The organism is Paraburkholderia sp. EG286B, assembly GCF_040965655.1.
Lineage (GTDB): Bacteria > Pseudomonadota > Gammaproteobacteria > Burkholderiales > Burkholderiaceae > Paraburkholderia.
The window spans coordinates 100,815-125,597 of record NZ_JBFRCF010000002.1; the positions used below are offsets into that span (position 1 = coordinate 100,815).

The following is a 24,783-nucleotide window of genomic DNA, read 5'->3' on the forward strand; positions in this document are numbered from 1 at the left end:
TTCAGGCGCCGTTTCGAGGCGGCCGTTCTCGGGCCGAACAGGCCGGCCTCAATAGAAGATCAGGCCCGGCCGCTGCGTGCTCAGGCGCGTGCCCGCCTTGCCCTGGGTGATCGCCACGATATCGGCCAGCGCGCCGATTACCGCATCCTTGCCGGTGTTGCGCGCGAACTCCGCGGCCGCCATGACCTTCGGTCCCATCGACCCGGCCGCGAACCCCATCTTCTCCAGCTCCTCGGGATGCGCGCTCGCAATCGCCTTTTGCGACGGCTTGCTCCAGTCGACGTACGCGGCGTTCACGTCGGTGGCGATGATGAGCATGTCGGCCTCCAGCTCCTGCGCGAGCAGGGCGGAGCACAGATCCTTGTCGATCACGGCCTCCACGCCGCCCAGCTTGTGGCCTTCGCCGTAGAGCGTCGGAATGCCGCCGCCGCCCGCGCAAATCACGATCGTGCCGCGCTCGAGCAGCCATTTCACGGGGCGGATCTCGAAGATGTGCTTCGGCCGCGGGCTCGCCACGACACGGCGGAACTTGTCGCCGTCCGGGGCGATGGCCCAGCCGCGCTCGGCGGCGAGCGTCTCCGCCTGCTCCTTCGTGTAGACCGGGCCGATCGGCTTGCTCGGATGCTGGAACGCCGGATCGTTCGCGTCCACTTCGACCTGGGTGAGGATGGTCGCGAACGGCACCTCGTACGGCAGGAGATTGCCGAGTTCCTGCTCGATCATGTAGCCGATCATGCCCTCGGTCTGCGCGCCGAGCACGTCGAGCGGGTAGCCGGGCACGTCCTTGTAGGCCTCGCCCTGCAGCGCGAGCAGGCCGACCTGCGGCCCGTTGCCGTGGGCGATCACCAGTTCGTTGCCCTGCGCGATCTGCGCGATCTGGGTGGCCGCGAGGCGCACGTTCTCGCGCTGGTTTTCCGCCGTCATCGGCTCGCCGCGACGCAGCAGCGCGTTGCCGCCAAGCGCAATCACGATTCGCATGTCTGACTCCCAAGGTGATGCGTGTCGGTGAAGCGGGGCGCATGCACCGCGTTGCCGGGTTTGCAACCCGGCCGCGCGGCGCACGCGCACCGTCGAGCGATGCGGCTCAAATGTCGGCGAGCGTCGAAACGAGAATCGCCTTGATCGTGTGCATGCGGTTTTCCGCCTGCTCGAAGGCCAGATTCAGCGGCGACTCGAACACTTCCTCCGTCACTTCGACGCCGCCCTTGAGCTCCGGATACTTGTCGGCGATCTGCTTGCCGATCACCGTCTCGCTGTTGTGGAAGGCGGGCAGGCAATGCATGAAGCGCGTATGCGGCGTGCCGCTCGCCTTCATGAGGGGCATGTTCACCTGATAGGGCAGCAGCGCCTTGATGCGTTCGCCCCACGCTTCCATGGGCTCGCCCATCGAGACCCACACGTCGGTGTGCACGAAATCCACGTCCTTGACGGCGGCCTTGGGGTCCTCGGTCAGCAGGATGCGCGCGCCGCTTTCCTCGGCGAACTTCTTGCAGTCCGCCACGAGATCGTCGTGCGGCCAAAGCGACTTCGGCGCGGCAATGCGCACGTCCATGCCGAGCTTCGCGCCAATCAGCAGCAGCGAGTTGCCCATGTTGTTGCGGGCGTCGCCCAGATACGCGTAGCTGATCTGCGTGAGCGGCTTGTCCGAATGCTCGCGCATGGTGAGCACGTCGGCGAGCATCTGCGTGGGGTGGTATTCGTCGGTGAGGCCATTGAACACCGGCACGCCCGCGAACTTCGCGAGTTCCTCGACGATATCCTGCTTGAAGCCGCGATACTCGATCGCGTCGTACATGCGGCCCAGCACGCGCGCCGTGTCCTTCATGCTTTCCTTGTGGCCGATCTGCGAGGAGTTCGGGTCGATGTAGGTGACGTTCGCGCCCTGGTCATAGGCCGCGACTTCGAATGCGCAGCGCGTGCGCGTGGAGGTCTTTTCGAAGATCAGTGCAATGTTGACGCCCTTGAGGTGCTGCTGCTCGGTCCCCGTGTACTTGGCGCGCTTGAGGTCGCGCGAGAGGTCGAGCAGGTAACGCAGCTCGCGGGTGCTGTGGTGCATCAGACTTAGCAGGCTGCGGTTGCGCAGGTTGAAAGCCATGTCATTTCTCCGTTGCGAATGCAGTGGGAATGCGGTTAAGCGGGCGACGCTCAGAGTTCGACGGCGTCGCGCACGATCGGGCAAGTCATGCAGTGGCCGCCGCCGCGCCCGCGGCCCAGTTCGCTCGCCGTGATCGTGATGACCTCCACGCCGGCCTTGCGCAGCAGCGTATTCGTATAGGTGTTGCGGTCGTAGCCGATCACGACGCCGGGCTCGACGCACACCACGTTGTTGCCGTCGTCCCATTGCTCGCGCTCGGCCGCGAACGCGTTGCCGCCGGTCTCGACGATGCGCAGGCTCTTCAAGCCCATCGCTTCGGCCACGACGTCCACGAAGGGCTTTTCCTCGCGGCGCAGGTCGAGCTTCGACGGGCTCTTGTCGTCGGGGCGAACCGAGAACGGCACGATCTCGTTGACCACTTCGGGGAAGATCGTCACGAGGTCGCGGTCGCAGAAGCTGAACACCGTGTCGAGGTGCATGGCCGCGCGCGACTTGGGCAGGCCCGCCACAACGATGCGCTTGGCACCGCCCTTGGCGAAGATGTTCTGCGCGAGACGGCCGATCGCCTGGCGGCTCGTGCGCTCGCCCATGCCGATCAGCACGACGCCGTTGCCGATCGGCATCACGTCGCCGCCTTCGAGCGTGGCCGCGCCATGGTCCTCGTCGGGGTCGCCGTACCACACCTGGAAGTCCTTGCCCGCGAACTCGGGGTGATAGCGGTAGATGGCCGTGGTGAGCAGCGTTTCCTGCCGGCGCGCGGGCCAGTACATCGGGTTCAGCGTTACGCCGCCGTAGATCCAGCAGGTCGTGTCGCGCGTGAAGGTGCTGTTGGGCAGCGGCGCGAGCACGAAGCTCGAATAGCCCAGATAGCGGCGAAACTCTTTGAGGATCTTGCTTTGTTCGGTATCCGGAATATCTTCGGCAACCACGCCGCCAATGAGGAATTCCGCGGTCTTGCGCGGCTCGAGCCCTTCGAGCCAGCTGCGCACCTCGCCGGCCAGCGACACGCCCACGGTCTCGGGGCGAACCTTGCGATCGAGGATGTACTTGAGCGCTTCGGGGTGTTGCACCGTTTCGGTGAGCAGATTGTGCATTTCGAGGACGTCCACGCCGCGCTCGCGCATCTTCGTCACGAAGTCGAAGTGGTCGCGCTTTGCCTGGCTGACCCAGATCACGTCGTCGTAAAGCAGCTCGTCGCAGTTGCTGGGGGTGAGGCGTTGATGCGCGAGACCCGGCGCGCATACCATGACCTTGCGCAGCTTGCCTGCCTCGGAATTGACGCCGAAGGCGACAGTGTCCGTACTCATCATGAGACTCCTCGAATCAGAGGGTGAGAAAGCCCTTGTACAGGCCGAAAGCCGCCAGCAATGCGCCAATCAGCACAGCGGCGAAAACGAACTTCTCGATGTTGGTGAACACGGGCTGGCCGACCTCGCGTTTTGCGCGTGCGAACAGCACGATGCCCGGCGCATAGAGCAACGCAGAGAGCAGCACGTATTTGAGGCCGCCGGCATAAATGAGCCAGACCGCATAGAGCACGGCGATGCCCGCGATGACGAGGTCCTTGTTGCGCTCGCCGCTGTCGGCCTCATACGTTTCGCCGCGCAGCGCGAGCAGGAATGCGTAGGCTGCCGACCAGAAGTAGGGCAGCAGGATCATCGAGGTCGCGAGATAGATGAGCGAGAGATAGGTGCCCTTCGAGAACAGCGTGATGACGAGGAAGATCTGCACCATGCCGTTCGTGAGCCACAGCGCGTTGGCCGGCACGTGCTTCGCGTTTTCCTTGCGCAGGAAGTTTGGCATCGTGTGGTCGCGCGCGGCCGAAAAGATGATTTCGGCGCACAGCAGCACCCACGAGAGCAGCGCGCCCGCGAGCGACACGACGAGCCCCACGCTGATCAGAATCGCACCCCAGTGGCCGACCACGTTTTCGAGCACGCCCGCCATCGAGGGGTTCTGCAGGGCCGCGAGCCTGGGCTGCGTGAGCACACCGAGCGACAGCACGTTGACGAGCACGAGCAGGAGCAGCACGCCGACGAAACCGATGACCGTGGCCTTGCCGACATCGCTGCGCTTTTCCGCGCGCGCGGAGAAAATGCTCGCGCCTTCGATGCCGATGAACACCCACACGGTCACGAGCATCATGCCGCGCACCTGGTTCGTCACGCTGCCGAGCTTGGGATTCATTTGTCCCCAGAAATCGGCCGTGAAGATGCTGGAGCGGAACGCAAACGCGCAGATGATGATAAAGAGGCACAGCGGCACCAGCTTCGCGACCGTGGTGATCTGGTTGACGATTGCGGCTTCCTTGATGCCCCGCAGCACGAGAAAGTGCAGGGCCCAGAGCAGCACCGAGGCGCAGATGATGGAGATCGGCGTGTTGCCCTCGCCGAACACCGGGAAGAAGTAGCCGAGCGTACTGAACAGGAGAACGAAGTAGCCGACGTTGCCGAGCCACGCGCTGATCCAGTAGCCCCAGGCCGAGCCGAAGCCCATGTAGTCGCCGAAGCCGGCTTTCGCGAAGGCGTAGACCCCGCCGTCGAGTTCGGGCTTGCGGATAGCCAGCGACTGGAACACGAACGCCAGCATGAGCATGCCGACCGCGGTGATCGCCCAGCCGATCAGCACCGCACCGGCGTCGGCGCTGGCCGCCATGTTTTGCGGCAGGGAGAAGATACCACCGCCCACCATCGAGCCCACGACGAGGGCGGTGAGCGCGCCGAGGCGCAGCTTGTTGGCAGAGGCCGGGGTGGCGGCGCTATCGGGCTTGGCAGCGGGGTGGGACGAAGACGTCGATTCGGACATGCGCGATCTCCTGGACGAGCCGGCTGGGTTGCAGATCTCGCGCTGCGCGCGAGCCCATCAACATGCTTGTGCCTGAATCTGCAGCGCGGACTGCATGCCGCGAGAGCGGAACCCGTGCCGCTACGCGCTCAATCTGATAGGGGGCGCGCAAAATGACAATAAGACCTTGGTCCGATAGGGAGAGGCAAACCGGCGGGAATTAGCCAAATTAAAGGCGCCAGTGGATTGCAGTTTTATGACGGGCCTTATGCCAATTGCGTACGGAACAGGCCGGTATGCCGGATTTTCCCGGTAAAAAAGGCGTTGCGCAGTGCAAGGTAAATTAGCGATTAGATCTATTTGTGCAGGACAACCCGGCATGTAAATTTCGACTTATCTTAGATTAAATCGGGGAGCAAAATATTGATCACGCGTAACTGTTCAATTACCACTTTTATTCGAAATACTGGAAATAATCACGGCGTGACATGTTATTGCGCACGACGTTAACGGACATCGTCGTCAGCCAATGCGGTTGAAAACCTTCCACTGGTTTCCCTGAATTGTTCGAGGCGCACCGGCTCCGGCACCATTAGCTCGCACGAACCCGCACGAGCCCACGCAAACCGATGAACGAAACCGCTCCCGTATTCACCCCGGCCTGGACGCCGGCACCGCAGCAGGTCGAATCAGCGCGCATCACCCGGTTCATGACGTGGCTCGGCGAGACGCGCGGTCTCGCGTTCGACGACTACGACGCGCTATGGCGCTGGTCCGTCGAGGACGTCGACGCTTTCTGGTGCGCGCTGTGGGACTGGGCGCAGATTCCCTCGCGCGCGGCGCGCGGCGTGGCGCTCGCCGATGCGGCAATGCCCGGTGCACGCTGGTTTCCGGGTGTCGAATTGAACTACGTCGAGCGGGCCTTCCAGCTCGCGAACGACGCGTGGCCTGCGATCGTTTCGCGCAGCGAGAGCGGCCCGATGGCCGGGCGCACGCGCGAATTGAGCTGGGCGGAGCTGCGCCGCCAGGTCGCGGCTTGCGCGGCCACGCTGCGGTGCATGGGCGTTGCGCGCGGCGACCGCGTGGCGGCCTTCATGCCGAACACGCCCGAAACCGTCGTGGCATTTCTCGCCACGGCGAGCGTGGGCGCGATCTGGTCGGTATGCTCGCCGGACATGGGGCCGCTCGCGGTGCTCGACCGCTTCCGGCAGATCGAACCGAAGGTGCTGTTCGCCGTGGACGGCTATCGCTACGGCGGCAAGCCGCACGACCGGCGCGAGTTGATTCACCATCTGCTGCGCGAGTTGCCGGGCGTGGCGCACCTCTTGTTGGTTCCGCAGCTCGACCCGGACGTCGACGCCAGGGCGTACCCGCAGGCCACGGCATGGCGCGACGCCATCGCTGGCAACGTCCCGCTGCAGATCGAACCCGTGCCGTTCGATCATCCGTTGTGGATCGTCTATTCGTCGGGCACGACGGGCATGCCCAAGGCCATCGTGCATTCGCACGGCGGCATCGTGGTGGAGCACGTGAAGCTCACCGCGCTGCATCTCGACCTGAACCCTGGCGACCGGTTCCACTGGTACGCCAGCACGAACTGGATCATGTGGAACTGCCAGGTAGGCGGCCTGCTCGCGGGCGCGACGCTCTGCCTCTACGACGGCAACCCCACCTATCCCGACGCGCAGGCGCTGTGGCGCTTCGTGGGCGAGAATGGCGTGACGTTCTTCGGCGCGGGGGCGGCGTATTTCCAGGGGTGCCTGAAGGCCGGGGTCGAGCCGCGAGCGGCCGCCGATCTCTCGCGCCTGCGCGCAGTTGGCTCGACCGGCTCGCCGCTGCCGCCCGAAGCGTATGCGTGGATACTCGAGCAGGTGGGGCCCGTCTGGATCGACGCGATTTCGGGCGGCACCGACTTCGCGGGCTGCTTCCTCGCCGGTGTGCCGACCTTGCCGGTCTATCTCGGCGAAATGCAGTGCCGCTGCCTCGGCGCGCGCGTCGAGGCATTCGACGAAGCCGGGCACGCGCGCATCGACGAAGTTGGCGAACTCGTGTGCACCGCGCCCATGCCCTCGATGCCGCTTTACTTCTGGCGCGACGAAGCGAACCGGCGCTACCGCGAAAGCTACTTCGACATGTTTCCTGGCATCTGGCGCCACGGCGACTGGCTGCGCATCACGCCGCGCGGCGGCGCAGTCATCTACGGCCGCTCGGACGCCACCATCAACCGCCACGGCATCCGCATGGGCACGAGCGAGCTGTATCGCGCGGTGGAGTCGGTGCCCGAGGTGCTCGACAGCCTCGTGGTCGATCTGGAGTATCTGGGGCGCAACTCGTCGATGCCGCTCTTCGTGGTGCTGCGCCCCGGTGTCGAGCTGAGCGACGCGCTCGCGCAGCGCATTCGCGCGCGCGTGCGCGAGGCGCTCTCGGCGCGCCATGTGCCCGACGAGATCCATCAGGTTCACGCCGTTCCGCGCACGCTCTCGGGCAAGAAGATGGAGGTGCCGATCAAGCGGCTTCTGCTGGGCCAACCGCTCGAGAAGGTGGCCAATCCGGACACCATGGCCAACCCGGAAAGCCTCGCGTGGTTTGCGGCGTTTGCGCGGACGAGGGGCGGGGCAGCGTGATTCTGGCCGCGCCGATTTAAAATGGCGCGCGGACCGACGCCGATGTCTGTCCGTTTACGCGGCCTTCCATCGTCAACGCATGCCATCGCCTAGCGCCACCGTTCCCATCTCGCTCGTCAACGGCTTTCTGGCCGGCGCGGGCGCCGAGCCCGCCGTGATCCGCCGCTATCTCAACGAGGCGGGCATCGCGCTGGAGCTGCTCGCCAAGCCGGGTGGCCGCGTGACGGAAGAGCAGTTCTCCACGCTCTACCAGACGCTCGCCATCGAACTCGACGACGAGATGCCCGGCATCTTCAGCCGGCCGCTGCGCAGCGGCACGCTCAAGTTTCTCTGCCTGAGCCTGCTCGATGCGCGCAACCTCGAAACGGCCCTGCATCGCTTCGACCAGTTCTTCCACATCGTGCTCGACGATTTCCGGCTCGAGTCGCGCCGCCAGGGGCTCGTGGCCCAGGTGGCATTACGCGCCAATCCGGCGTATGGCGCGATCGGGCCGCTCGGCCAGGAGCTGACGCTCAAGCTCGCGCATGGCGTGTGCTCCTGGCTGATCGGCCAGCGCATTCCGCTCCTGCAAGTCGATTTCGCCTGCGCGCAGCCGCCGCACGCGCTCGATCATCGTTACTTCTTCTCGGGGCCCGTGCGCTTTGGCTGCGAGGCCACGCTGATGCGCTTCAGCGCGGCCTATCTCGACATGCCGATCCGGCAGAGCAAGCGCAACCTGCGCGCGTTTCTCGCGCGCTCGCCGGGCGACTGGATCTTCGAGACCTTCAGCGAGCAGCTCGTGAGCCACAACGTGCGCCAGTACCTGGCCGCGCAACTGCCCGATCTGCCGACCATCGAAGCGGCGGCCGACAGCCTGCACTGTTCGGTGCGCACGCTGTGCCGGCGCCTCGCCGCGGAGGAGACCACCTTCCAGGCGCTCAAGGACGAACTGCGCCGCGACGTGGCGATCCAGCGCCTCACCGACACCCAGGACACGATCGCGGCCATCGGCGGCGATCTGGGTTTCGATGACCCCAGCGCCTTTCACCGCGCCTTTCGCCACTGGACGGGCAGCACGCCCGGCACCTACCGCCGCCGCGGCTGAGCGCCTGAGCGTCGCCTGGCTGAGCGCAGCCCGGCTGAGCGCAGCCCGGCACAAAGTGGCGATGTCCACCCACGACGGGTGGGCGCGGCCGCCGACAGCGTGGCCAGAATTGTCACCATGTGGTCCGGTTTGGACAGTGGTTTCGCGACCCATTGACGCTACGATCCGTCCTGTACTGCCGCAAGGTGGCCATCCAGGTAACCCTGGCCCGGCGGCGCATCCATTTCGACCCCTGAGTACTGGAAGGACCGATCATGAGCTACAACGCCCCCGTCAAGGACATGCTGTTCGTGCTGAAAGAGCTGGCCGGCATCGGCGCCGTCGCAACCCTGCCGGGTTTCGAAGACGCCGGTTTCGACACTGCGCAGGCCGTGCTCGACGAGTGCGCGAAGCTCTCCGGCGAAGTCATCGCGCCGCTGAACGTGGAAGGCGACCGCGCGCCCAGCAGCTGGCGCGACGGCGAGGTCACGGCGACGCCTGGCTTCGCCGGGGCGTTCCGCCAGTACGTCGAGGGCGGCTGGCAGGGTCTGCAGCATCCGTCCGAATTCGGCGGCCAGGCGCTGCCCAAGCTGATTGCGACGCCTTGCATCGAAATGCTCAACGCGGCGAACCTCTCGTTCGCGCTGTGCCCGCTGCTCACCGACGGCGCGATCGAGGCGCTGCTCACCGCGGGCAGCGACGAGCTGAAGGCGCGCTACGTGCCGAAGCTCATCTCCGGCGACTGGACCGGCACGATGAACCTGACCGAGCCGCAGGCCGGCTCCGACCTCGCACTGGTGCGCTCGCGCGCCGAACCGCAGGGCGACGGCACGTACAAGGTCTTCGGCACGAAGATCTTCATCACGTGGGGTGAGCACGACATGGCGGAGAACATCGTTCACCTCGTGCTGGCGCGCACGCCCAACGCGCCCGAAGGCGTGAAAGGCATTTCGTTGTTCGTCGTGCCGAAGTTCCTCGTCAACGAAGACGGCTCGCTCGGCGCGCGCAACGACGTGCATTGCGTCTCGATCGAACACAAGCTCGGCATCAAGGCGAGCCCGACGGCCGTGCTCCAGTACGGCGATCACGGCGGCGCGATCGGCTACCTCGTGGGCGAGGAGAATCGCGGCCTCGAATACATGTTCATCATGATGAACGCCGCGCGCTTCGGTGTGGGCATGCAGGGCGTGGGCGTGGCCGAGAGCGCGTACCAGAAGGCCGTGGCGTACGCGAAGGAGCGTGTGCAGAGCCGCCCCGTGGACGGCTCGCTCAAGCAGTCGGCGACCATCATCCATCATCCGGACGTGCGCCGCATGCTCGCCTCGATGCGTGCGATGACCGAGGGCGCACGAGCGCTCGCCTATGTCGCCGCCGCCTATAGCGACCATGCTCACTACCACGCCGACCCGGAAGTGCGCGCGCGCAATCTCGCGATCTACGAATTCCTCGTGCCGATCGTGAAGGGCTGGAGCACCGAAATGGTCAACGACGTGACGAGCCTCGGCGTCCAGGTGCATGGCGGCATGGGCTTCATCGAGGAAACGGGCGCGGCCCAGTACTACCGCGACGCGCGCATTCTCGCCATCTACGAAGGCACCACGGCGATCCAGGCGAACGACCTGGTGGGCCGCAAGACGGTGCGCGACGGCGGCGCGGTGGCGAAGGCCCTGCTCGGCGAGATCGCCCGGACTGCCGAGGAACTCGGCCAGGCGGGCGGCGCGGCGGCGGCATCGATGCGCGAGCAGCTGGAAAAGGGCGCGCGTGCACTGGCGAATGTCGTCGACTACGTGGTTGCGAACGTCAAGCGCGACCCGAACGCGGTGTTCGCGGGCAGCGTGCCGTATCTGAAGCTCGCGGGCATCGTGCTGTGCGGCTGGCAAATGGCGCGCGCGCTGCTCGTCGCGCAACGCGAACACGCGAACGATGCCGAGTTTTACGGCGCGAAGATCGCGATCGCGCAGTTCTACGCCGAGCACATTCTCGCGCAGGCAGGCGGCCTCGAGACGTCGATCGTGGCCGCAAAGGGCGACGCGGGCGTGCTCGCGCTGAGCGAAGTGCAGTTTTGATCGGGCGACCCGGAACGCCTAGTTAGCAAAGAAGGAAGAGGATATGTCGTCGATTGATCTGATTGCACAGTACGGCCCACGCGAGTCGATGGAATACGACGTGGTGATCGTCGGTGGCGGTCCCGCCGGGCTGTCCGCGGCGATCCGCCTGAAGCAGCTGGCCGCGGAAAAAGGCACTGAAATCGGCGTCTGCGTGCTGGAGAAAGGCTCGGAAATCGGGGCGCATATCCTCTCGGGCGCGGTCATGGATCCGCGCGCCCTGAACGAGCTGATGCCGGACTGGAAAGAGCAAGGCGCACCGCTGAACGTGCCCGTGACCGAGGACAAGTTCCTTTTTCTTTCCGAAACGGGGGCTAAGGCTGTGCCGAACTGGGCGCTGCCCGACAACTTCAAGAACCACGGCAACTACGTCATCAGCCTCGCCAACGTCACGCGCTGGCTGGGCCAGCAGGCCGAGGCGCTGGGCGTGGAAATCTTCCCCGGCTTTCCGGCTGCCGAAGTGCTCTACAACGACGACGGGTCGGTCAAGGGCGTCGCCACCGGCAACATGGGGGTCGGCAAGGACGGCGAGCCCACCGAGAACTTCCAGCTCGGCATGGAGCTGCACGCGAAGTACACGCTGTTCTGCGAAGGCTGCCGCGGGCATCTGGGCCGTCAGCTGAACGAGAAGTTCAAGCTCGGCAAGGATTCGGATCCGCAGGTCTACGGCATCGGCATCAAGGAACTGTGGGAGATCGATCCCTCGAAGCACCAGCCCGGCCTCGTGATCCACACCGCCGGCTGGCCGCTGGAAAGCGACACCTATGGCGGCTCGTTCCTGTACCACACCGACAACAACCAGGTGATGGTGGGCTTTGTCGTGGGTCTTGCGTATCAGAATCCGTACCTCTCGCCGTTCGAGGAGTTCCAGCGTTACAAGACGCACCCGGAAATCCGCAAGTATCTGGAAGGCGGCAAGCGCGTCTCGTATGGTGCGCGCGCGATCACGGCCGGCGGCCTGATGTCGCTGCCCAAGCTCGTGTTCCCGGGCGGTGCGCTGGTGGGCGACGACGCAGGCTTTCTGAACGCCTCGCGCATCAAGGGCAGCCACGCGGCGATCAAGACCGGCATGCTGGCTGCGGACGCCGCATTCGAAGCCGTGCAGGCGGGCCGACAGAGCGATGAACTCGCGGCCTACCCGGAAGCGTTCAAGCAGTCGTGGCTCCACACGGAGCTGTACAAGGCGCGCAACTTCAAGCAGTGGATGAGCAAGGGCCTGTACCTGGGCACGCTGATGGTGGGCATCGAGCAGAAGCTGCTCGGCGGCAATGTGCCCTGGACGCTGCATCACCAGCATCGCGACCACGAGATGCTGAAACCGGCTTCGCAGTGCAAGCCGATCGAGTATCCAAAACCCGACGGCAAGCTCACGTTCGATCGTCTGTCTTCGGTGTTCATCTCGAACACGAACCACGAAGAGAACCAGCCGGCGCATCTCACGCTCAAGGACATGACGGTGCCGGTCGGCATCAACCTCGCGACGTATGCAGGCCCCGAGGCGCGCTTCTGTCCCGCAGGCGTCTACGAGTTCGTGAAGGACGAGCAGGACGCCCATCGTCTGCAGATCAACGCGCAGAACTGCGTGCACTGCAAGACCTGCGATATCAAGGACCCGACGCAGAACATCGTATGGGTCACGCCTGAAGGTGGCGGCGGCCCGAACTATCCGAACATGTAAGCAGCGGGCGACGACATTCCGGGTTTTCCGGTGCATGCCGTCGATGCGGCTTGTGGCAGGCGGGGCGTGGTGCGCCCTCCCTGCCATTTTTTACGTCCGCGAATACCAGTACATGCCGTCGTCGCGCAGTTCGCGTTTCACTTCGCCGCGATACATCAGGTAGTTCAGGCACGCGAGGCTCTCGCCGGTTGCGAGACTCATCTGCCCGAGATCGTCTTCGCCGATGCGCCGCGCGAACAGCGCACCGAACACATCCACGGCGCGGCGCGCTTCGGCGAGCGTGGCGCGCAGGCGCGCGAGGCTTTTGTCCTGCCCCTGGCGCAAACGCTCGATGCGCGCGTGCAGCCCGTAAAAGCAGTCGTTATGCGAGGGAAGCACGAGCACGTCGTCGGGCACTTCGCGTTGCAGCTTGTCGAACGAGGCGTACCACTGCGCCATCGGGTCCGCGTCGGGCTCGATTGGATAGACCGAAACGTTCGACGAGATGCGTGGCAGCACCTGGTCGCCCGAAATGAACAGCTTCAGCGCCGGGCAGTAAAAGCACGCATGTTCCGGCGAATGCCCCATGCCGACGATCACGCGCCAGTCGTGCGCGCCGATGCGTACGACCTCGCCGTCCTGCAGGCGCCGGAAGCTTTCCGGCAGCGCGTGGATATGCTGGCCGAAGCGGCCGAAGCGCGCGCGATAGACATCGATGGCGGACTCGCTCCAGCCCGCGCGGCGATAGAAGTCGAGCGCGTCGGCGGGCGCTTCGCGGCCGGTGTCGGCGGCGGCCACGCGGCAGTTGAAGTACTCGGCGCGCGTCATCCAGAGCCGGCAGTCGAACGCGCGCGTGAGCCACCCGGCCATGCCCACATGATCGGGGTGCATGTGCGTGACCAGCACGCGTGTCACGCGGGGCGCCGTGCGTGCCTCGCCGCCCTGCGGGAAGATCGCGCGCCACACAGCCGTGGCCGCATCGGTGCGGGCGCCCGTATCGACAACGGCGCAACCTTCGGCGTCGTCGATGAGCCATGCGTTGATGTGATCGAGCGCCCAGGGCAGCGGCATACGCAGCCAGCGCACGCCCGGCGCGATCTCGAGGGTCAAGCCGGGCGCGGGCGGTTCCGGGTAGGGATAGCACAGCGCTGATCGCGCGCTATTGGATGCGGCCTCGGGCGTGCTGTCGGGGAGGGCTTCGGTGCGGTCGGTCATGCTTCGGGGCGCAAAGGGAAATGGGGAGCGCAAACTTTCGTGGATCGCGCGCAGGATAGCGTGAATGCAGCCCGCCCGCCCACGTCCATTTGGGGGCCGAGCAAGTGACGCGCATCACTGCTGCACGACGCTGCGCTGCCGCACGCCTGTTTACTTTTGTTTCCGCTTGTTGCTTCTCGTTGCCGCCTGTTTCCCTTTGTTGCCCGATGACGACGCCCGATCCCGTAGCATCGCACCTCAACGTCGATATTTATTGCGCCGCAACAAAATGATGCCTACACTGACCAGTGTCTGCCGGCTGCCTCGACGCTTTCGCAAAGGAGGGCGTGACATGACGAATCGATCAAACACTTTGCATGCATCTCTGAAGCTGCACGTCTTCGAACAGGAAGGAGGGTGGCATTGGGGTATCACCATCCCTCGCAGCGCGGGTAGCGGCTTCAAGCTCATCGCATACAGCGAAACGACCTTCAACGGCGAGAGCGAAGCGCTGCGCGATGGCAGTCGCGCGCTCGAAAATCTACCGGAAGACGCGGCACTCGCGTTCGCACCCTGAAACGGCGCGCATCACCCACAAACCCGTTCACGAAGTCTCTTTACGGCACATGCAGTAGATGAACTTCTGCGTGGCGCCACCCGGCGTGTGATGCTCCTCGCGTTCCTGTTTGAGCAGCGTGAAGGGCGCGCCAAATTCGGCGTGCAACGCATCGGCGCTATAGCGCATGACGGGTAGCCCGCTGCAATGGTCGGGGCCGTCCTCGGCAAAGGTCGCCACGATCACGATGCCGCCCGGTTTTACGGCACGCAGCACGGCGTTCACATAAGCTTCCCGGTCTTCGTGGCTCGTCAGGAAATGAAACACGGCGCGGTCGTGCCAGACGTCGTAAGCCTGCACCGGCAATTCGATTTGCGTGATGTCGCCCACGATCCACGAAACGCGGTTTGCGCGTTCGCCCACTCGCGTTGCGAGGCGCATGCGAGCGGCGGCGAGCGCGGCGTCGGAAAGGTCCAGCACCGTGACGTTGCGATAGTCGTCCGCCACGAGGTCGTCGACCAGCGTCGACGCGCCGCCGCCCACGTCGATGATGGCCGCATCCTTCGACAGACCCGCCTGACGAATGAGCGCCACCGACTGGAGCGCATGCTCCTGAAACCAGCTTACGTGGGTCGGCGTCTTTGTCGTGTAGACGCGATTCCAGTGATCCCGCGACTGCATAAAACCTCCTGCCTCGTTACTCGCAAAGCTCGATGTCCGAAAGCGTCTGCGCGCTCGTTTCCTTGAGCAGCGCGCGAGGACGCTCCCACATATTGTCGCTGAAGATGAGTCTCAGTGGCGTTCGAGACACGGCGCGCAAGTCGCGCCGTGGATGTGAGGGCATACCCGAGCCGACGTGATGGCCGCCTGCGGCGCGTTTTTAGAGTGGAGAGTTTGTTATTAAAAACACTCTATTACGATAAGAAAAGTTATCTTACCTGTGCGGTTTGATGTACACCTGGAGCACGTCGAGCGGTCTTGCGGAAATCTGTTAGCTTGCACGTCGCGGTTTTCGCGCAACGTGCAAGCGAATCCAGAGGTAGGGCGTGCGAAACCGGCGTTTGACGACTGCTATCGCACGCCTTGCGCCTTACCCCAGTTTATTGGCCTGCTCCTTCGCAAGCAGGCGTTGAGCCTGTCGATCTCCGCGGTTGGCTTCCTGCGAGGTCTGCACCGACGTTTCGGTGGCTTCGGCCAATGCGGCGCGTGCGGCATTGCTGATCGTGACGGCATAGGAAGCCGACGGCGTCGAAGCCTGGGTCGTCGTCGTACTGGACTGCGCCTGCGTCTTGCTGGCAGGTTGCGTAGCGGCAGTCGCCTGCTGGTTCTGCGCGCCGGTATTCGCTGCGGTTGCAACGGCGGGTTGGCTAGAAACTGCCTGGATTGTCATCAGAAGGTCTCCAATAAAGAGAGAAAAAACCGGGAACTGCGCCCGATTTATCGGAGTACCTTCCAGATACTTAAGAAGTATTTATTTTCGGAAAGCAAATCAACTTAAGGCTTGCATAAGCTGCGGTTCGATTTGTGCCAGCGCCATTCATAATCGCCCGACGACTGGTTTAAAAGCTGATCAGATGCGGGATTCCTTGATGCCCCGTGCCGTGGCGCTTCCACCCATGGATCTCGTTGAAAACATGTTCTGGAATGAAAGCAACTTTTATTCAGCTTAACAGGCGTACCTTTGGTATCGCGAAAATAGGGTCCGGGTCGGGAATACCGTTTAGATAAGGAGTTCATCAGAATTCAACGCTACCATCCCGCGAATCTTTCAAGTTTTCCTGGAAATCCATTGTGTTGCCCCTCACGAACGACGTAATTCACGACGACTGGTCCACGTGGATCCTCCGGCAGCGTCATGGCAACGATCGGACCCATGAGCACAATGTCCGTGCCGAGATCACAAAGTACGCGGACCGCGTGCTGGATTCCGTTCGCCTGCGCCCCGGCATGACATTGGCCGACATCGGGACGGGTGATGGTCTCGTCGGGTTTCGCGCGATTGAACGGGCCGGCGCCGCGCTCGGGGTGCTCATGACCGATATTTCGGCGCCGCTGCTGCGGCACACGGAAGAGCGGGCCCGAAGCCTGGGTGTGAGCGGGCAGTGCGCATTCATACACGGCAGCGCCGAGAATCTGGCAGGCATCGCGAACGAAGCAGTCGATGCCGCCACGATGCGCGCGGTGCTGGCGTATGTGGCAGACAAGCCCGCGGCAATGCGAGAGATTTACCGCATCCTCAAACCGGGTGGCCGCTTCGCCATCGCCGAGCCGATTTTGCGTGACGAGGCGCTCGAGGTTTGCCTGCTCAAGCAACTCGTCGATTCCCGTGCGTTCAACACGGATGATCCCTTCTTTCCCTTGCTGCTCCGGTGCCGGGCAGCGCAGTTCCCCGACACGGAGGAGAAGGCGCGCTCGCTGCCTATCACGAACTATGGTGAACGGGACCTCGTGCGCTTCGCGATCGATGCGGGCTTCACCGACATTCATCTGGAATTGCACATCGAAGTGCGAACAGAGGACAGCCTGCCTTGGGAAACGTTTCTTCGTACCTCGCCCCACCCGTTGGCGCCCAGCCTGGAAGAGGTCTTCGAAAAGGAACTTACCCGCGATGAGCGCGCGTATCTGGAGGTCAGAATGCGGGCGATTTTCGAAAGCGGAGCGCAACTCGGCGCTGAGCGCATCGCCTATCTGACGGCAAAGCGGCCGTAGAGACCGGATGCAAACGCCTGCTTAAGGATTGCATAAGCGTTAACCCTGCAGAATGCGCAGCATGCCTGCCGCAACGCCACCAACGCGTGGTGTTTGCGTTCAGGCCCATGCTCGCGCATTCATGCTGCGCGGGATTGGCTTGAGGAGTCCATTTTGTCCAGCACGCAGTCTCGCGCGATGGTTCCGCGCGTCTTTCGCTTCTACAGACCGAATCGCGCGCGCGCCACGCTCGTCGCCGTTGCATCGGGCACCTCACTGCTTGCCGGTTGCGCAAGCTACCAGGCGCAGCCACTGGCTACGGGTCCTTCGTTGACCACGCAGGATGCGCTCGCACGGGTGCAGATCGATCCCGCGAAAATGCCGTTGCCCGAGCTTGCGGCACATCGCTTCGATCCGTCGAATGGCTTGGACATCGAAGACGTCGCGATGCTGGCAGTCGCCAATAATCCCGACCTGAAACTTGCGCGAGACGATCTCGGCATTGCGCACGCGCAGGCGTTTTCAGCAGGACTCCTGCCGGATCCCCAGGTGAGTATCTCCAGCGACTATCCCGGCGCCGCTGGGTTGTCGCGCGCGTTCAGCTACGGCCTGAGCATGGACGTGATGGCGATTGTCACGCGTGGCGCGAACACGAAGTCCGCCAACGCCACGGTTCGCAAGACCGATCTCGGTCTGCTCTGGCAGGAGTGGCAGGTCGTGGCGCAGGCGAAGCAGCTGTACGTGAGAGCGCGCTTTCAGGATGAGGTGTTGCCGCTGCTCGAGCAGCAGACGGCGCTCGCCCGCACGCGTTACGAACGCACCGCCCAAGCGGCAAACGAGCACAACGTGACAGCAGACAGCGTCACCGCGTCGCTCACCGCGTACGAAGACGCCCGCAAGCCATACACCGACATGCAGCACGCGCGCGAGCAGACGCACCATGACCTCAATGCGCTGCTCGGCCTCGCGCCCGACACGACGCTTGCGCTCACAGGCGACACGGCAGTCACGCCGATGCCCGATGGTACGCTCGACGCTGCCGTTGCGAAGCTGGCGCAGCGCCGTCCCGATCTGATCGCGCTGCAGGCCGGCTACGAGGCGCAGGAGCAGAAGTACCGCGCCGCGATCCTCAACCAGTTCCCCAGTCTTTCGGTGGGCTTTACGCGGCAGCGCGACACTTCGGAAATCTACACGAGCGGCTTCGCGATCAACCTCACGCTGCCGGTCTTCAACCGCAATCGCGGCAATATCGCCATCGAGCAGGCCACGCGGCGGCGTCTCGCGGACGAATACCAGACACGCCTGAACGCGGCTTACGCCGATATCGCCCACCTGCGAGCCGACAGCGCGATTGCCGCGCATCAACTCGATCAGGATGACGCCGCGCTGCCGGCGCTCGAGCGTGCCGCCGCGCAGGCGCGCGACGCCTACGCGGCGCGCAACATCGTGCTCGGCCAGTACGTCGACGCGCAAAGCACGGCGCTCGCGCGCCGCATCGATGCCGCCACCGCGCGCGAGGCGCTAGCGGAGCAACGCATTGGCCTCCAGGCGCTGCTCGGCAGCGCGATTCCCGATCCTGATCAGACTCCGCCCGCGCGAGGCGCCACTGCTGAAAGCGCGCCCACCAATACCCTCGTTGCACGTTGATCTCCATGACTGAGCACCGCTTTCTTTCCGGCACGCGTACGCGTGTCGCCGTCTGCGCAGTTGGCGCAGCGGCCGCGCTCGCCGCCGGCGCAGCGCTTTTCGCGCCGCATGCAGCGCGCGCGGATGACGCCGGCGCTTCGGGCGGCCCGCCGGCGCCATCCGCGGCCGTGCAGGTCGTGCACGTGAAGCGCCAGCCGGTCGCCCAAACCGTCGTCGCGTATGGCGCGGTCGCGTCTGCGGCCTCGAACGCCACGACCATCAGCCTGCCGTATCTCGCACGCGTCACGCGCGTGCTCGTGCAGCCCGGCCAGACCGTTGCGCAGGGCGCTGCGCTATTCGTCGTGCAAGCCGATCCCAACGCCGTGATCGCCTATACGCAAGCGCAAAGCGCAGCGACGCTCGCGCGTGGCGAACTCGCTCGCACCGGCTCGCTCTTTCACGACGGTCTCGCCACGCAATCGCAGCTCGCCGCGGCGCAAAAAGCGCTGGATGACGCACAGCAGGCGCTCGCCGCGCAACAAGCGACGGGTATTGCGCCGGGTTCGAAAACGATCGCGGCGCCAGTGGCCGGCGTCATCGCGCAGCTTGCCGCGGTGCCGGGCGACCGGATCCAGGCGGGCACGGCACTCGCCCAGCTCGTTGCATCCAATGGCGCCGCGGGCAATGCCGCGAACATTTCGCTGGGCGTCGAACCCGCCGACGCGCTCACGCTGCGCGCCGGCGATCGTGTCGTGCTGCGCCCGCTGTCCGCCTCGCTCGGTTCGCAGCGGGCGCAAGGGCGCATCGTGCTCGTCGGCGCAGCCATCGACGCGCAGAGCCAGCTCGTGAACGTGAGTGCGAACGTGCCGCTCGCGGGCGCCGCGTTCCTGCCGGGAACGCGCGTGCGGGCCGACATCGATACGCAGGCCGGCACGTGGTGGAACGTGCCGCGCGCCGCGGTGCTGCGGGACGCGAAGGGCAGCTATGTGTTTCAGGTCGCGCCGACCAACAAGGCGCACCGCGTCGATGTGCAGGTGAAAGTCGAGCATGGCGATACGTACGGCGTGGATGGCGCGCTCGACGCCTCGCGGCCGCTCGTCGTCGTCGGCAACTACGAACTCGAAGACGGCATGGCCGTGCGCGTGGCGCAAGGCGGCGCGCGATGACGTTCAGCCAGTGGATGCAGCGCCACCGTCGTTCGCTGCTGTTCGTGATCGCGCTTGCCGCGCTTGCCGGTGCGCTCACCGCGCTGCGCCTGCCGATCTCGCTCTTTCCGAACGTGTCCTTTCCGCGCGCCGTGATTTCGCTCGACGCGGGCGACCGTCCGGCCGAACAGATGGCGACGCTCGTCACTATGCCGGTGGAGGAAGCGTTGCGGCGCGTGCCGAACGTGCGCGACGTGGAATCCCGCACGAGTCGGGGCTCAGCGGAAATCTCGCTGAATTTCGACTGGGGTACGGACATGGCGCAAGCCACGTTGCAGGCGCAGTCGGCCATTGCCGAGATTCTCGCGACGCTGCCGCCCGGCACCAGCATGCAGGTGCGCCGGATGGACCCCACGGTGTTTCCGGTGCTCGCGTACAGCCTGACGTCGTCGCGCCTGTCGCTCTCGCAGCTCTACGATCTCGCCCAGTTCCAGTTGCGTCCGCTGCTTTCCTCCGTGGCGGGCGTGGCGCGCGTTGACGTGACGGGTGGGGCGCGCGACGAGCTCGAAGTGGCCGTCGATCCCGCGCGCCTCGCGACGTACAAGCTTTCGGTCGCCGATATCTCGCGCGCGATCGGCGCGGGCAACGTGCTGATGGCCACCGGGCGCATCGAGGACCACGACAAGCTCTTTCTCGTCGTGGCGAATTCGGCTTTCAGCGGGCTCGATACGCTGAAAAACGTGGTCGTGTCGTCCGCTGGCGCGACGCAGATCCGCCTGCGCGATGTGGCCACCGTCACCCAGGGGACCGTGCCGCAATGGATCCGCGTGACCGCCGACGGCCAGGATGCGGTGCTGATCAACGTCTACCAGCAGCCCGGCGCGAACAGTGTGGCGATGGCGCAGGCGATTCGTGCGCGCCTCAAGGACTTCGGCCCGCAGATGCCGCACGGCGTGACGCTCTCGAACTGGTACGACCAGAGCGAGCTCGTGATCGCCTCGGCCACCAGCGTACGCGATGCCATCATGATTGGCGTGGTGCTCGCGGCGCTCACGCTCTTCGTATTTCTGCGCAACACGAAGATCACGCTCATCGCCGTGGCGCTCGTGCCTATCGTGATGGCGGCGACCATTCTGCTGCTCGACGTGTTCGGCATGGGCTTCAACATCATGACGCTCGGCGGGATGGCGGCGGCGGTGGGCCTCGTGATCGACGATGCCATCGTGATGATCGAGCACATCGCGCGGCGGATGCGCGAAGCGGGCGCGCATGCGTTTCATGGCCGCGTGATGAGCGCGGCGCTCGAATTTACACGGCCGCTCGCCGGCTCTTCGGCGGCAACGCTCATCATCTTCGTGCCGCTGGCGTTTCTCTCGGGCGTAACCGGCGCGTTCTTCAAGGCGCTTTCGGTGACGATGGCGAGCGCGCTCTTTATTTCGTTCCTCGTCACGTGGCTCGCCATCCCGATTCTCTGCGATCGCTGGCTCACGGCGAAGGATGCCGAGGAGCATCGCGAAACGCGTTTCGCTGCATGGCTGAACCGTGCCTACGCGCGGCTCGTCTCGCGCGTGAGCGCGCGGCCCCTGTGGGTGCTCGCGCTCGTCGTTCCGCTGGCGCTGCTTTCGGCGCTCGCGTTCACGCGGGTCGGCAGCGGCTTCATGCCGTCGATGGACGAGGGCGGTTTCGTGCTCGACTATCACACGCAGCCGGGCACGTCGATCACCGAAACCGATCGCCTGATGCAACAGATCGAAGCGATCATTCGCGCGAACCCGAATGTGGCGACATATTCCCGCCGCACCGGCGCCGGACTCGGCGGCGACCTGAACGAGCCGAACAAGGGGGACTTCTTCGTGCGCCTGAAGTCGGGCAGCCGCGAACCCATCGACACGGTGATGGAGGAGATCCGTTCGCAGATCGAAACAAACGTGCCCGGTGTGAGCGTCGAGCTGGCGCAGTTGATGGAGGACCTGATCGGCGACCTCACGGCGGTTCCGCAGCCCGTGCAGATCAAGATCTACTCGGACGACGCTCATGTGCTCGATACGACCGCCCAACGTGTGGCCGCACGCATCGGCAAGATTAGCGGCATCGTCGACGTCAACGACGGCATCAATCCTGCCGGCGACGCCATCGATCTGCGCATCCGGCCCGACGCCGCGGCTGCCGAAGGCATGGACCCGCAGGCAGTCGCGCAGCAGGTCTCGGACCTGCTGGACGGCAACGTGGCCACGCAGTTCCAGAACGGCCCGAAGACGGTCGGCGTGCGCGTGCGTGCGCAAGGCGCGCTGCAAATGACGGACACCGAACTCGCGCGCCTGCCGTTGCGTGCGGCGGACGGGCACGTGTTCGCGCTCGCACGCGTTGCCGACCCGGTGCACGTAAGCGGGCAACCCGAGATCAGTCGCGACAACCTCAAGCGCATGGTGGCGGTGACGGCACGCATCGACGGGCGCGACCTCGGCTCGACCATTGCCGACGTGCAGCGCGCGCTTGCCGATCCCGCGCTCCTGCCAACGGGCGTCTACTACGAACTGGGCGGCTTGTACCAGCAACAGCAGATCGCCTTCAAGGGGCTGCTCGCGGTGTTCGGCGCGGCCGTAGCGCTGGTGTTCGGCTTGCTGCTGTTCCTCTATGAGCGCTTTCGTGTAGCGCTCGCGGTGATGGCGATGCCGCTGCTCGCCACCGGCGCCGTTTTCATCGGGCTGTGGGCGACGGGCATCGAACTCAACATCTCCGCGATGATGGGCATGACGATGATCGTCGGCATCGTGACGGAGGTCGCGATCTTCTACGTTTCCGAGTTCCAGGGGCTCGTACGCGACGAAGGCGTGCCGCTCGAGGAGGCGTTGCAGGCCGCGGGCCGCAATCGCCTGCGGCCGATCGCGATGACGACCATCGCAGCCATTCTCGCGCTGCTGCCGCTCGCCTTCGCGCTCGGCCAGGGTTCCGCGATGCAGCAACCGCTCGCCGTCGCGATCATCTCGGGCTTGATCGTGCAGATGCCGCTCGTGCTGCTGGTGCTGCCCGTGCTGCTGCGCCTCCTGCTTCGAGTAAAAGGGGGGAGGTGAGTAGCGGCAGTTGCATTGCGTTTGCAGACCTGGCGTTGCGAAGTCGTTTCCGCCGTATCGATTTCTCTTATCGGCGACCGGGTCTGCAAGCCGGTCTGCCGGCCTCCCGCCGTGCAACGATGAATCGCGCCCAGCCTTGTCCCGCTTGGCGCTGCGCGGCTCACCGCGAGTCACGGTCTTGCGTTGCGCGCGCTTTCTTGTCCGCGGAGCGCCTCTTGCCTGCCGTTAACCCGATGTAGTTTTCCGGAAGCCCCGTTTCTATCTTGGCGAAAAACATTTCGTGCAGTACGACAGGAGGAGACGGCGATGAGCGGCAATGCAAGCGTGGGTGAGGGTGGGTATCAAGGGACGAGAGCGGCTATCGACGGCAAGCCGACGCTCGGCGCAATCTTGCGCGCCGGCATAGCCGGCGGCTTGACGGGCGCGGTGATCATCTGGATTTACGAGGCGCTCATCTGGGTCGGCGCCCAGCATCTCATGCCGCTTGCGGGCATTCCCCGCAACGCGACCGGCCTCGTGTTCGGCAAGGGCGTACAGGACTCGCTCGGCATCTGGGCGTATTTCCTCGGCACTGCCATCCATTTCTTCTTCGCCATTGCGTGGGGCGTACTGTTCGCCGCGATCTGGCCGTATTTCCGCCGCCGCGGCTACGAGGCCACGTTCGTCGCGCTCTTTTACGCGATCCTGGCCTGGATCGTCATGCATGTGGCGATCAGCATCGCGTCAGACAACCATCCCAATTACTACGACCCGGTCGTCATCATCGGCGGTTTCATGTCGCACTTTTGCTTCACTGTGCCGCTCGCCCTCGTGGTGAAGCGCATGCTCGCGACCGACCGCACAAGCTGACGCCTTCAGCGTCAGGACCAATCTATCAAGAAGTCAACAACAGGGGAAAGTGACGATGTCGTTAAATAGAGGATTCCTTAGCTTGTCGGTGATCGCTGCGGCAGTCGTCGCCAGCACGCCGGCAATGGCGCAATCGTCGGTGACGCTCTACGGCGTGCTCGACGTGTTCGCCGGCTACCAGAACACGAAAGTCGACGGCAAGACCACGTCGCTCGCCGTGCTCGGCAATAACGGCTTGATGACGAGCCGGTGGGGCTTGCGCGGCACGGAGGACATAGGCGGCGGATACCGCGTGAACTTCGCGCTGGAGAGCGGCTTCGATCCGGGTACGGGCAAGCTGCAGAACAGCTACCGGTTCTTCGATCGCCAGGCGTGGGTCGGTGTGGGCGGCGGCTTCGGCGAGGTGCGCTTCGGCCGCCAGAACACGCCGATGTTCGCCTGGAGCGGCAATATGGACGCCTTCAGCGCGGCGACCTACGCCTCGGGCTACAACAACTTTGCGAACTGGCTGGCACGCGTCGACAACGACATTGCGTGGATTTCGCCGAAGTTCGTGGGGACCCAGGTCGAACTGCATTATTCGGTGGGCGGCCAGCCGGGCACGCTCGCGGGCAATGCCGTGTATCAGGCCGGCGTGCAGACCACCCAGGGCCCGGTTTATCTCGCGCTTGCCTATTTGAACGCGGCGAATGCGACAGCCTCCAACCGTGTGCAGGAATTCATGGCGGGCGGCAATCTCGACTACGGGTGGGGGCGCATCTATGTCGGCTATTTCCGCGCCAACGACGTCATTTCCGCGACCACCGGCAATGCGCTCAGCAACCCGGCAGGCAAATACGACCCGACAGTCGGGCCGGTTGGCAATACAGCAGGCGACTGGCACAGCACGTATTCGCTTTCGGCCGACTACCGCTTCACGCCGTTCTTGAGCGTGGGCGCCGGCGCCGCCTACACCAAGGACAGCACGCATCTCGACAACGACGCCCTGCAATATGGGGCGATCGTCAACTACGATCTTTCGAAGGGGACCCGGCTATACGGCACGATTTCCGAACTGAAGAACTACGGCACCGCGCAGTTCAAGATGGCGGGCGCCAGCATTACGACGGGTTCGTTCCTGACGCCGGGACCCGGTCAGAGCGAATTCGGCGTGCAGGTCGGCATCCGCCATCTGTTCTAGTATTTGAGCGAGTGCAAGAAATCTCATGCTTAACGCATGAACCTCCACACCATCACTTCGTAGCCGTCGGACCTTGGACTACGATCATGAATGGAAGGGCGAAGTCGTCGATATTTCGGATCCATTCTCGGCGGCTCACCGCGTAT

The 24,783-nt window shown here is 64.6% G+C and carries 18 protein-coding genes; 11 read left to right on the plus strand and 7 right to left on the minus strand.

What is annotated here, in order from left to right; genetic code table 11:
- Positions 1–48: 48 nt before the first annotated feature.
- From arcC to arcD, 4 genes are all read right to left on the minus strand, one after another.
- Positions 49–978, minus strand: coding sequence for a carbamate kinase (gene arcC / locus AB4Y42_RS03865; RefSeq protein WP_368693445.1), 930 nt, complete (start codon positions 976–978; stop codon positions 49–51).
- Between the two features lie 106 nt (positions 979–1,084).
- Complete coding sequence (locus AB4Y42_RS03870) at positions 1,085–2,095, minus strand: ornithine carbamoyltransferase (protein ID WP_368686027.1); 1,011 nt, start codon at positions 2,093–2,095, stop codon at positions 1,085–1,087.
- A 50-nt stretch (positions 2,096–2,145) separates the two neighbouring features.
- Positions 2,146–3,402, minus strand: coding sequence for an arginine deiminase (gene arcA, locus AB4Y42_RS03875; protein ID WP_342923959.1), 1,257 nt, complete (start codon positions 3,400–3,402; stop codon positions 2,146–2,148).
- A gap of 16 nt (positions 3,403–3,418) precedes the next feature.
- Positions 3,419–4,786, minus strand: a complete 1,368-nt coding sequence (arcD, locus tag AB4Y42_RS03880) for an arginine-ornithine antiporter (RefSeq protein WP_368693652.1) — start codon at positions 4,784–4,786, stop codon at positions 3,419–3,421.
- Between the two features lie 722 nt (positions 4,787–5,508).
- On the opposite strand from arcD, the gene AB4Y42_RS03885 reads away from it, so the two are divergent.
- From AB4Y42_RS03885 to AB4Y42_RS03900, 4 genes are all read left to right on the plus strand, one after another.
- The gene (locus AB4Y42_RS03885; RefSeq protein WP_368693446.1) at positions 5,509–7,503 is read left to right on the plus strand and encodes an acetoacetate--CoA ligase; all 1,995 of its coding nucleotides are present in this window, start codon (positions 5,509–5,511) and stop codon (positions 7,501–7,503) included.
- 79 nt (positions 7,504–7,582) lie between these two features.
- Positions 7,583–8,587: an AraC family transcriptional regulator gene (locus tag AB4Y42_RS03890; protein ID WP_368686029.1), complete on the plus strand. Its 1,005-nt coding sequence runs from the start codon at positions 7,583–7,585 to the stop codon at positions 8,585–8,587.
- A gap of 254 nt (positions 8,588–8,841) precedes the next feature.
- The gene (locus AB4Y42_RS03895) at positions 8,842–10,632 is read left to right on the plus strand and encodes an acyl-CoA dehydrogenase (RefSeq protein ID WP_368693447.1); all 1,791 of its coding nucleotides are present in this window, start codon (positions 8,842–8,844) and stop codon (positions 10,630–10,632) included.
- Positions 10,633–10,675: 43 nt separating this feature from the next.
- Positions 10,676–12,349 (plus strand): electron transfer flavoprotein-ubiquinone oxidoreductase, encoded by a 1,674-nt coding sequence (locus AB4Y42_RS03900; RefSeq protein WP_368693448.1) that lies wholly within the window; start codon positions 10,676–10,678, stop codon positions 12,347–12,349.
- 90 nt (positions 12,350–12,439) lie between these two features.
- Here AB4Y42_RS03900 and AB4Y42_RS03905 read toward each other — a convergent pair whose 3' ends face one another.
- Entirely contained in the window at positions 12,440–13,543 is a 1,104-nt protein-coding gene (locus AB4Y42_RS03905; protein ID WP_368693449.1) for an MBL fold metallo-hydrolase, read from the minus strand.
- A 331-nt stretch (positions 13,544–13,874) separates the two neighbouring features.
- Between AB4Y42_RS03905 and AB4Y42_RS03910 the strand changes: the two genes are divergently transcribed.
- Positions 13,875–14,099, plus strand: a complete 225-nt coding sequence (locus tag AB4Y42_RS03910; RefSeq protein ID WP_069265725.1) for a hypothetical protein — start codon at positions 13,875–13,877, stop codon at positions 14,097–14,099.
- 27 nt (positions 14,100–14,126) lie between these two features.
- On the opposite strand, the gene AB4Y42_RS03915 is transcribed toward AB4Y42_RS03910, so the two are convergent.
- Both AB4Y42_RS03915 and AB4Y42_RS03920 read right to left on the minus strand, forming a co-directional pair.
- Positions 14,127–14,759 carry a class I SAM-dependent methyltransferase gene (locus tag AB4Y42_RS03915; RefSeq protein ID WP_368686033.1) on the minus strand — a complete coding sequence of 211 codons (633 nt, stop codon included), beginning with the start codon at positions 14,757–14,759 and terminating at the stop codon, positions 14,127–14,129.
- 409 nt (positions 14,760–15,168) lie between these two features.
- A complete protein-coding gene (locus tag AB4Y42_RS03920) occupies positions 15,169–15,468 on the minus strand; it encodes a hypothetical protein (RefSeq protein WP_368693450.1) in 300 nt (99 codons plus the stop codon).
- 404 nt (positions 15,469–15,872) lie between these two features.
- On the opposite strand from AB4Y42_RS03920, the gene AB4Y42_RS03925 reads away from it, so the two are divergent.
- From AB4Y42_RS03925 to AB4Y42_RS03950, 6 genes are all read left to right on the plus strand, one after another.
- Positions 15,873–16,787 carry a class I SAM-dependent methyltransferase gene (locus AB4Y42_RS03925; protein ID WP_368693451.1) on the plus strand — a complete coding sequence of 305 codons (915 nt, stop codon included), beginning with the start codon at positions 15,873–15,875 and terminating at the stop codon, positions 16,785–16,787.
- 177 nt (positions 16,788–16,964) lie between these two features.
- Complete coding sequence (locus AB4Y42_RS03930; protein WP_368693452.1) at positions 16,965–18,413, plus strand: TolC family protein; 1,449 nt, start codon at positions 16,965–16,967, stop codon at positions 18,411–18,413.
- A 5-nt stretch (positions 18,414–18,418) separates the two neighbouring features.
- Positions 18,419–19,558 carry an efflux RND transporter periplasmic adaptor subunit gene (locus AB4Y42_RS03935; RefSeq protein WP_368693453.1) on the plus strand — a complete coding sequence of 380 codons (1,140 nt, stop codon included), beginning with the start codon at positions 18,419–18,421 and terminating at the stop codon, positions 19,556–19,558.
- On the plus strand, positions 19,555–22,608 hold the full coding sequence (locus AB4Y42_RS03940; protein ID WP_368693454.1) for an efflux RND transporter permease subunit: 3,054 nt from the start codon (positions 19,555–19,557) through the stop codon (positions 22,606–22,608). Before AB4Y42_RS03935 ends, AB4Y42_RS03940 begins: the two co-directional genes overlap by 4 nt.
- 306 nt (positions 22,609–22,914) lie before the next feature.
- The gene (locus AB4Y42_RS03945) at positions 22,915–23,457 is read left to right on the plus strand and encodes a hypothetical protein (RefSeq protein ID WP_368686039.1); all 543 of its coding nucleotides are present in this window, start codon (positions 22,915–22,917) and stop codon (positions 23,455–23,457) included.
- A gap of 88 nt (positions 23,458–23,545) precedes the next feature.
- Positions 23,546–24,637 carry a porin gene (locus tag AB4Y42_RS03950; protein ID WP_368693653.1) on the plus strand — a complete coding sequence of 364 codons (1,092 nt, stop codon included), beginning with the start codon at positions 23,546–23,548 and terminating at the stop codon, positions 24,635–24,637.
- Positions 24,638–24,783 lie beyond the last annotated feature (146 nt).